Consider the following 9,114-nt stretch of genomic DNA (forward strand, 5'->3'; position numbering starts at 1 on the left):
CGGCGTCAACGCCTCGTGAGGTGTCGGCAGGAAATCCCGTCCGGAGTAACCTGAAACACTGGGATGGAACCGGAGTTCCGGCCGAACGGCGATACTCGGGCAGCTTTTTCGGCACGCTCGGACACGCGGACGACACCGCCGCGCACACTCCCGCCACCCGGGCTCGCCCCGATCCGAGAGTCGCGCTGTCCGTAGGAATCGGCGCGGTGCCGAGGCCCGCCCGACCCACCCGTGCGGGCCCGACGGCGGCCGCGCGCCCACCCATCAACCCGACCTTTCCGCTGTCGCACGCGCGCTCGACCACACCCTGCTGATCGGCCGGGTCCTGTGGACCGCGCAGGACCCCACCGCCCGGGCCCTGCCGGGTCCTGTGGACCGCGCAGGACCCCACCGCCCGGGCCCTGCCGGGTCCTGTGGACCGCGCAGGACCCCACCGCCCGGGCCCTGGTGCTCTACCAGCGCCACCAGCACGCCGTGGCCGGCTGACCCCACCCGTACGAGCCGGCGCCCGGCCGCGGAAGCCGACCCGGCCGGGCGCCCCGGCCCCAGCGTGCGGCGCGACCCGCCGCCCCACCCGCACCCGCGCCTGACAGGGATGAGCATGAGCGTCTTCGGCACCATGGAATCAGAGGTCCGCACCTACAGCCGGGCTTGGCCCACCGTGTTCACGACCGGACGCGGCGCCGTGCTGCGCGACGAGTCCGGACGGTCCTTCATCGACTTCTTCGCCGGCGCCGGCGCCCTCAACTACGGGCACAATCCACCCGGTCTGAAGGCCGCACTGCTGGACTACCTGTCCGGCGACGGCGTCACGCACGGACTCGACATGCACACCACGGCCAAACGCGTCTTCCTGGAGCGGCTGCGGGACCTGGTGCTCGCGCCACGCGGCCTGGACTACCGCGTCCAGTTCCCCGGCCCCGGCGGCACCAACGCCGTCGAGGCCGCGCTCAAGCTCGCCCGGAAGATCACCGGGCGGCACACGGTCGGCTACTTCCAGCGCGCCTTCCACGGAATGACGCTCGGGGCACTGGCGGTCACCGCCAATCCGATGAAGCGCGCCGGCGCGGGAGTACCACTGCCGCACACCGTGCCCGTGCCCTTCGACGACCCCGCGGACGACGACGAGCAGTCGGTGGCCCGGCTCGCCCGGTCACTGGACGACGTCACCGAGGACGGGCCGCTCGCGGCCGTAATAGTGGAGACCGTCCAGGGCGAGGGCGGCGTCAACCCCGCCCGCCCGGCCTGGCTCCGTGCCCTGGCCTCCTGGGCGCGGGAACACGGCACGCTGCTGGTGGTGGACGACATCCAGATGGGCTGCGGGCGCACGGGACCGTTCTTCTCCTTCGAACATGCCGGAATCGTCCCGGACTTCGTCTGCCTGTCCAAGACCATCAGCGGGTACGGGATGCCCATGGCCCTCACACTGATGCGCCCCGAGTACGACGTGTGGAAGCCCGGCGAGCACAACGGCACCTTCCGTGGCTACAACCCCGCGTTCGTCACCGCCGCCCGGGCGTTGGAGCAGTTCTGGTCCGACGGTGCGCTGGAGGCCCGGACCATCGCGCTCGGCGATCGCGTGGCCCACGCCCTGGCCGACACCGCCCGCCGGCACGGACTGCCCGCCCCGCGCGGGCGCGGCCTGGCCTGGGGCCTGCCCTTCGACCGTCCGGGTGCGGCCCGCGAGGTGTGCGACGCCGCCTATCGGGGCGGCCTGCTGGTGGAAACCGCCGGGGCCCACGACGAGGTGGCCAAGGTCCTGCTGCCGCTGACCGTCGCGGACGAGCAACTGGAACAGGGCCTTGGGGTACTCGACGAATCCGTCGCCTCGGTGGCCGGCAGGCGGACGCTCGCGGCCTGAACCGGGCCCGGGCTCCTACCTCTTGACCTCTTGACCTTTTGACGAATGATCCCTGGACGGCAGCAGGCGGCCGCGGGGCCAACGAAAGGGAGAACGGATGTCGGTCGACCTCGTCGGCTTCCTCGGCGTCGTACTGGTGGCCTATGTGGTCCCCGGCCCGGACTTCCTCGTGGTGCTGAGATCGGCCACCGAGCATCCCGCCAAGGGGCGGGCCGCGGCGCTGGGTGCCCAGACCGGGCTGTGCGTGCACATGCTCGCCGCCGCCGCCGGGCTGTCGCTGATAGCCGAACGCTCCCCGGTGGTCTACGACGCCATCAAGCTCCTGGGCGCGGCCTACCTCGTCTACTTGGGAATCCGTGCGCTGCTGGCCGCCCGGCGTGCCGCCCGCGAGCGGCACGCCGGGCGAGACACCACCGACGGCCCGGAGGGCGGCCCCGCGCCCCGGACTCCGGAGAAAGACGGGGCGGCCCACGGCCGGTGGCGGACCGGCTTCACCCAGGGCTTCCTGACCAATGTGCTCAACCCCAAAGCAGCGCTGTTCTTCCTCAGCGTCCTGCCGCAGTTCGTCAACGGCGGCGGCTCTACAGCACAGCAGATCTTCTTCCTCGGCATCCTCGACGTCCTCATCGGCGTCGCGTACTGGTTCGTCCTCGTCGCCGTCGCCGCGCGGCTACGAGCATTCCTCGCCCGCCCGAAGGTCCGCCACCGCTGGGAGCTGACGACCGGCTGGCTGTTCATCGCCATCGGCATCGGCGTCGCCGCGGCCGCCTGAAGGCAGATGACTCGGGAAGTCGTGAGGATCCGCGCCGGGGGCCGGGGGCCGGGGGCCGGGGTCGGCGGGCGCTGAGAACGGTGGCTCCTTTCCTGTCTCCTGAGCCTCACGGATGTGTGACGGCACACCTGCCAAGAACAGAACCTGAGGCACCGGGTGGCTCGTCCTGGAGGGCAAGAACAAGGGCAAGGGCATGCGGATGAGAAGCCATGGCTGAGCGGGACACCGGTGCGGTGGCGGTGAAGACGGCAACACTCCGGGGGACAAGGCGGTGGTCTGCGAGCGGGAAGGCAAGCGACCGGTCGTCCTGCACGCGGGGGCGGGTGCTCGCCGCGTCGGCGGTGCTGACAGCAGTGCTGCTGGCGTTCCATCGGCTGGTTCCGAATTCCCCCGGCCACCTGGGCAGTCTGCTGGAATCGTTCCTGCCCTGGTCCGGCCTGGTGATCACGATGTTGCTCGGCCTGGCGCTGCTGCGCCGATCGGCTGTCGCACTGGTGGCCCTCCTCCTGCCGGTGGCGGCCTGGACGTACCTTTTCGGCGGGCTGCTGCTGCCCGCGGCGAAGCCCGGTGCGCACGACCTGGTCGTGGTTCAGCACAACGTCAGCGACGAGAACACCGACCCCGCGGGCACAGCCCGCTCCCTGGCCGATGCCGAGCCCGACCTCATCGGCCTGGAGGAGTTGGTGCCTTCGGCGCTGCCGGTCTACGAAAGAATCCTCGCCCCGCGCTATCCGCACCACGCGGTGGTGGGCACCGTCGGGCTCTGGTCGAAACACCCGCTCACCGAGGTCCAGAAGCTGGACATCAAACCCGCTGGGATCACAGAGCCCTGGAGCCGCGCGCTCCGGGCCGTGGTCCGCACTCAGCACCGTGAGATCGCGGTGTTCATTGCGCACCTGCCCTCAGTCCGCGTCCACGCGTCCGGCCTCGCCTCGTCCTGGCGCGACGAAAGCGCCGGCCTGCTGGGCAAGGCCGTCGCCGCCGAGAAGCCGCACACGGTGATACTCCTCGGCGACTTCAACAGCACAGTCGATGACCGTGGGTTGACCCCGCTGACCTCGCAGATGAACGTGCCGGCAAGAGGCTTCGCCTTCAGCTTCCCCTCCCCCTTCCCGCTGGCCCGGATCGACCAGATCATGGCTCGCTCGGCGACCGTCGGTCACATTCGCACCCTGCCCCCCACCGGCAGCGACCATCTCCCGGTCATCGCCCGGATCACACTGGGCCCTCTTCCCTCCGGCGCCGAGGAGTGACTGACCTCGTTCATGGGCGCAACGGCATGTCGGGCAGCGGGAACTTCCGGTCAGGTTCGGCTGCTTGACGGTGGCCGTCGAGCGTCCGGCGCTCGATCAGCTCGAGTCGAGGGATCCTTCCAGCGTGGTCGACGTGTTGGCCCCGAAGACCATCCGCTGCTCCTCGCCGTACAGGGCGAAACGGTGGTCGAGGAGCTCGGGGCCCTGCTTGTTCCTATTCGGTGCCGGGACCGTCGAGGAAGCGAAGCAGCACGGCGGCCTCCGCGCGGAGCTGCGCGGCTCGGTCAGCGTGCGCGGGCGCGGTCAACTGCTCTGCAACCTCCAGTCGCTCGGCGGCCTCGGCGCGTACGACATCCACCACACCACGCTCGCTCAGCTCACGTCGCGTTGCTTCGGTGGCACCGACACCAACCGGCGAATGCTCAAGGGCCACGCCGCGGAGCTCTGCTTCGTCCACGGGCACCGCCTCAGCGTTGTCCAGCGCACCAAGTGTGGCGCGCAGGGCGCTCACCGCGGCCTTGTCACGGGCGCGCATCGCTTCCGGCAGTGCTTGACGCATACGAAGACGCAAAGACATGCCGGTGAGTTTATGGCGGCGCCCCTGGACCCACAACGCGGTATACGTGCGGCACCAGACTCACCACTGCTGGGGACCGCAGGCGGACTGCTCGCAAGAGCTGACGCGAGGCCCGCCCCCGCCACCCACCGCGGCTGGACGGGCACTTGGGAAGCCGCGGCGTCCGGCACCGCCCCGGCCCTGCCCGGCACCTCCATCCGCAATGTAGTTCACATCAGCGTCGGTGGCCGCGCCGCACGCGTCCACGACCGCCTCAGCGTCCGGTCGTCGATGATTCCCGCTGGTCTTCCAGCCCCTTGTCGCTCTGAGGGCGCCGGGTGAGCACGAGCGGGCCGGTCTCGGTGATGGCGACCGTGTGCTCGGAATGAGCGGTGCGTGAGCCGTCGGCGGAGCGGATCGTCCAGCCGTCCGGGTCAAAGACGATCTTGTTGGTGCCGGCGGCGAACCAGGGCTCGATCGCGATCGTCAGGCCGGGACGCAGCTTCCAACCGCGGCCAGGACGACCGTCGTTGGGAATGTGCAGGTCCTCGTGCATCGTGCGGCCGATGCCGTGACCGCCGAACTCCAGGTTGACCGGGTAGCCGTACTCGGCGGCGACCGCGCCGATGGCCGCCGAGATGTCCCCGAGCCTGTTGCCCGGCTGGGCGACCTTGATCGCGGCTTCCAGGGCGACCTCGGTGGCCTCGATCAGCCGCAGGTCCTCCGCGGTCGGGGTACCGACGATGACGGAGCGGGCCGAGTCCGCGGCCCAGCCATCGATGGCCACCGCCATATCCATGCTCAGCAGGTCCCCGTCGCGCAGCTTGTAGCTGTGGGGCAATCCGTGCAGCACGGCATCATTGACCGAGAGACACACCACGTTACGGAACGGGCCCTTGCCGAACGAGGGTTCGTAGTCCCAATAGCAGGACTCCGCGCCGCGCTCCTTGATTCGGCGGCGAGCGTGATGCTCGAGGTCCAGCAGGTTGACCCCTACCGCGGCGAGGTCACCGAGCTCGGCCAGCACCTCGCCGACGAACTGTCCGGTGACGTGCATACGCTTGATGTCATTGGGAGATTTGTGCTCGATCACTGCGATCCTCGATTCCCCGGGGCGACCGACAGGTATATTTATACCAGGCGGTGGAGTGGTTGCCGCCGGTCATCTGCGGCCCTAGCATGTGCGCATGGTCCGCTATCCCCTCGCCCCTGAACAGATCGAGGCGGGCCGGCGCCTCGGGGCCGCGTTGCGATCCGCTCGGGCTGGACGTAGCCCTGTCGAAGTGGCTGTGGCGGCAGAGATTTCGCCGGAGACCCTCCGCAAGATCGAGACCGGCCGGCTGCCGACGCCCGCGTTCGGCACCATCGTCCGGCTCAGCGAGGTACTTGGCGTACCACTGTCCGAACTCGCCACTGTCTGGCGCACCGATCCCGCCCTGAGCAAGGCCTCCTGACAACAGCCCCTCGCGGAGCGGCGCCCGTCGTCGACGGGCCGAACTCGTCATGGCGCAAGACGGGCGCACACCTGTGGGACCCGCTCACCCGGTCTGCAACGCGGTGGCTTCCTCGCGAGCCCGCAGTGCGGAATCGTGGTCGCCCGCCATGGTGTGCGCCTTGGCCAGCGTGTCGAGGCCGATGGCCAGCCAGCTGCTGGAACCGATGTGCCGCCAGAGCCTGACAGCGGCTTCCGCGCGCCGGAGGGCGGGCGTCGGGCGGTCCGCCGCGAGTTGTGCCTCCGCAAGCGCGTACAGGGTCGCCGCCTCTCCCCAGAGGTTGCCGAACTCGCGGTAGCTCCACAGGCTCTTCGCCAGCAGGCGGCGCCCTTCGTGGTGCTCGCCCAGCCGGACCAGGACGTCTCCGAGCCAGCAGGTGGCGTGGGTGGCGGTGAGGCGGTCGCCGAGGTGCTCGCTGATCGCGGCCGCCTGCCGGTAGGCGTTAGCGGCGGCCCGGTAGGCACCGCGCGCGCGATGGCTCTGGCCCAGACAGCGCAGGGCCTGGGCCTCCCCGGGCAGATAACCCGCGACGCGGCTGGCCCGCAGGCACTCCGTGAACCGTGCCACGGCGGCCTCGACACGACCCCGCTCCAGGTCGATGACGCCGAGGCCGTTGGTCGCGTACACAAGACAGTTGACGTTCCCCGCCGATCTGGCGAGCTCGACGGCCTCTTCGAAATGGGGGACGGCGGAGTCGTACTGTCCGAGCAGCCGGTGCACGTACGCCAGCCCGGCCGTCGCGCTGGCCCGGTATGTCGGCCCCTGCCCGTCGGCGAGCAACAGGGCCTGCTCGAAGTGGTGGAGGGCTTCCGGGTACCGGTCGAGAATGGTGGTGAGTTCGCCGAGGCAGCGGTGGACTTTCGCGGCGCTGGTTTCGTCGCCGATGCTCAGCGCCGTCTTGAGCGCTCGGCTCTGGAGTCGTTCCCAGTCGTCGAAGTGACTGCCGACCTGGAAGAACGCCGTCAGCGCGGTGGCCAGCCCGGCGGCGCAGGCGGTCTCCGTCCGGTCCAGGGCCTGTTCGGCCACGCCGATGAGGAACTGACGTTCGTCGCCGAACCAGGCCAGCGGGTCGGCGAGCAGGTGGTCGGTCTCGGCCGGGGCCAGCCGCCACGAGGCCAGGTCCTTCTGCGAGACGCCCTGGAAGTCGACGCTGAGGGTGTCCGCCGCGAGGTCGGTGAGGTGCAGACTCGCCCCGAGCAGTCGGCCCAGCGCGGCCGTGCGCTCCCTGTACGAGAGGGACTGTTCCGCACGCTCCCGGGCGAACAGCCGTACCAGATCGTGCAGTTGGTAGCGGATCCCGGTCGCGCCGACCGCCTCGGTCTGCACGAGGTGCACCTCGACCAGGTCGTCGAGTACGGCCTCCGCCTCGGACAGACCCACGTCAAGGAGTGCGGCCAGAGCCCAGGCCGCGAAGTCCGGCCCGGGCAGCAGGGCGAGCACCCGCAGCGCACGCTGTGGCACCGCGGCCATCTGCTGGTACGTCAGTCCGAGGCTCGCCCGTACGGCGATGTGGCCGACGGCCAGCTCGTCGAGCTTCCGCTGCTCGTCGGCGAGAGCACGGGCGACCTTGGCCAGGGGCCAGTGGGGTCGTGCGGCCAGGCGTGCGCCGGCCACCCACACCGCCAGGGGCAGGCCCCCGCAGGTCTCCACGATTGAGCGGGCCGAGTCGGGCTCCGCGTCGGTCCGCTCCGGGCCCAGCATCTCGCGCAGCAGGGCGAGCCCCGTCATGGAGTTCAGTACGCCGAGGGTGATGCGACGACTGCTCACCTCCGCCAGGGTCGTCCGGCTGGTGATGAGAGTGGCGCAGCGCCCGCCGCTCGGCATGAGGTCCCGCACCTGCTCGGCACCGGCCGCGTTGTCCAGGACGACGAGTACCCGACGCTGGGCCAGCAGGGTGCGGTAGAGATGGATGCGGTCGGGCAGTTCGGCAGGCACGCTCCCGCCGCCCGTGCCGAGGGCGCGGAGGAAGGTACCGAGGACCGTGAACGGCTCCGCCGGCTCTTCGCCGAAGCCTCGCAGGTCGGCGTGGAGCTGACCGTCGGGAAAGCGGGAGGCGAGCCGATGCCCCGTGCGCACGGCGAGAGCCGTCTTGCCCACCCCGGCGGGCCCGGTGACGAGCAGCGTCAGCGGACCGGGAGCACCCCCGTCGAACAGCCGGTGCACCTCGTTCAGTTCCTCTTCCCTGCCCACGAAGAGCGAAAGGTCCGCAGGCAGGAGACGTGGCACCAGCTGCCGTCCCGTCGCGTTCACCGGCGAGACCACCGCGCGGTCCTCGTCGGCCGGCTTCGCGGCGGCGAGCGGCGCACCGGCGCGAACCACGGCCAGCTCGGGATCCGCGGCGAGGATCCGCGCGTGGAGTCGCCGTAGTTTCGCGCCCGGGTCGACTCCGAGCTCTTCGGCGAGCCGCCGCCGGGCGCGCTCGTACCCCTCCAGCGCCTCCGCCTGCCGGCCGCACCGGTACAGAGCCAGCATCAGCTGCCCGACCACTCGTTCGTCGAGTGGATACGCGGCCACCAGGGCGAGCAGCTCGCTCACCAGCCGGTCGTGCTGGGCCAAACGCAACCGGGCGTCGACCAGCTCCAGTTGAGCGGCCAGCCGCTCGCCGTCGAGGAGATCGCGCTGCGCGTTGAACCACGGGGTGTCGACACCGGCGAACGCGCTGCCCCGCCACAGGCCGAGGGCCTCTCGCCAGAGCGCCTCGGCCTGTTCGTCGGTGCCCGCCCTGCGAGCCAGGCCCGACAGATCCCGGAAGCGGTGTACGTCCACCAACTCGCGTTCGACGGCAAGCCGGTAGCCGCCACCGCCCTCCCGGGTGAGGGCGGTGCCCCCAACCGCCAGTAGGTGTCTCAGCCGGGAGACGTATCCGTACAGCTTCGTGCGGCCGTTCCTTGCCCCGGTGTCTCCCCAGACCCGGTCCACCAGCGCGTCGGCCGACACCGTCCGGTCCGCGTCGACGAGCAGCGCCGCCAGCACCCTCCGCTGCACCGCGTGCCCCGCGTCGACGGGGACGCCGTTGCGCCGCACCTCGATGGTCCCCAGGATCCCGAAGCGCGTGCCCATCACACCCCCTGAGTCACTCGACCACCCCTAGGGCCTGTCGTTTGGATCACGCCGCAGACGCGGGGTGTGGCACGCACATCTGCCGCGTTGTCGTCGGTTGCCGACTCCCCCACTCTCGG

Annotated in this window: 7 protein-coding genes and 2 pseudogenes; 5 read left to right on the forward strand and 4 right to left on the reverse strand. The window is 70.8% G+C overall.

The annotated features are described in order from the left end of the window. Positions 1–601 precede the first annotated feature (601 nt). The 3 genes from AB0H86_RS32870 to AB0H86_RS32880 all read left to right on the forward strand — a co-directional run bounded on the left by AB0H86_RS32870 (position 602) and on the right by AB0H86_RS32880 (position 3,886). Positions 602–1,861 carry an aspartate aminotransferase family protein gene (locus AB0H86_RS32870; protein WP_362447094.1) on the forward strand — a complete coding sequence of 420 codons (1,260 nt, stop codon included), beginning with the start codon at positions 602–604 and terminating at the stop codon, positions 1,859–1,861. 97 nt (positions 1,862–1,958) lie between these two features. Continuing rightward, on the forward strand, positions 1,959–2,633 hold the full coding sequence (locus AB0H86_RS32875) for a LysE family translocator (RefSeq protein WP_362447097.1): 675 nt from the start codon (positions 1,959–1,961) through the stop codon (positions 2,631–2,633). Between the two features lie 209 nt (positions 2,634–2,842). After that, a complete protein-coding gene (locus AB0H86_RS32880; protein WP_362447100.1) occupies positions 2,843–3,886 on the forward strand; it encodes an endonuclease/exonuclease/phosphatase family protein in 1,044 nt (347 codons plus the stop codon). A gap of 132 nt (positions 3,887–4,018) precedes the next feature. On the opposite strand, the pseudogene AB0H86_RS32885 reads toward AB0H86_RS32880, so the two are convergent. Both AB0H86_RS32885 and AB0H86_RS32890 read right to left on the reverse strand, forming a co-directional pair. Beyond that, positions 4,019–4,096, reverse strand: a pseudogene (locus tag AB0H86_RS32885) (deaminase); the annotation flags it as partial. Between the two features lie 4 nt (positions 4,097–4,100). Continuing rightward, positions 4,101–4,421 (reverse strand): hypothetical protein, encoded by a 321-nt coding sequence (locus tag AB0H86_RS32890; protein ID WP_362447141.1) that lies wholly within the window; start codon positions 4,419–4,421, stop codon positions 4,101–4,103. Between the two features lie 177 nt (positions 4,422–4,598). On the opposite strand from AB0H86_RS32890, the pseudogene AB0H86_RS32895 reads away from it, so the two are divergent. Continuing rightward, positions 4,599–4,727, forward strand: a pseudogene (locus tag AB0H86_RS32895) (SGNH/GDSL hydrolase family protein); the annotation flags it as partial. Here AB0H86_RS32895 and map read toward each other — a convergent pair. Beyond that, a complete protein-coding gene (gene map / locus AB0H86_RS32900) occupies positions 4,717–5,535 on the reverse strand; it encodes a type I methionyl aminopeptidase (protein WP_362447102.1) in 819 nt (272 codons plus the stop codon). The pseudogene AB0H86_RS32895 and the gene map sit on opposite strands and share 11 nt — an antisense overlap. 94 nt (positions 5,536–5,629) lie before the next feature. Here map and AB0H86_RS32905 point away from each other — a divergent pair, with 94 nt between their 5' ends. Beyond that, on the forward strand, positions 5,630–5,896 hold the full coding sequence (locus AB0H86_RS32905; RefSeq protein WP_362447105.1) for a helix-turn-helix transcriptional regulator: 267 nt from the start codon (positions 5,630–5,632) through the stop codon (positions 5,894–5,896). A gap of 84 nt (positions 5,897–5,980) precedes the next feature. Here the strand turns inward: AB0H86_RS32905 and AB0H86_RS32910 are convergent, their stop codons facing one another. Then, on the reverse strand, positions 5,981–8,995 hold the full coding sequence (locus AB0H86_RS32910; RefSeq protein WP_362447108.1) for a BTAD domain-containing putative transcriptional regulator: 3,015 nt from the start codon (positions 8,993–8,995) through the stop codon (positions 5,981–5,983). Positions 8,996–9,114 lie beyond the last annotated feature (119 nt).

This window comes from Streptomyces sp. NPDC050997 (assembly GCF_040660135.1).
Taxonomy (GTDB): domain Bacteria; phylum Actinomycetota; class Actinomycetes; order Streptomycetales; family Streptomycetaceae; genus Streptomyces.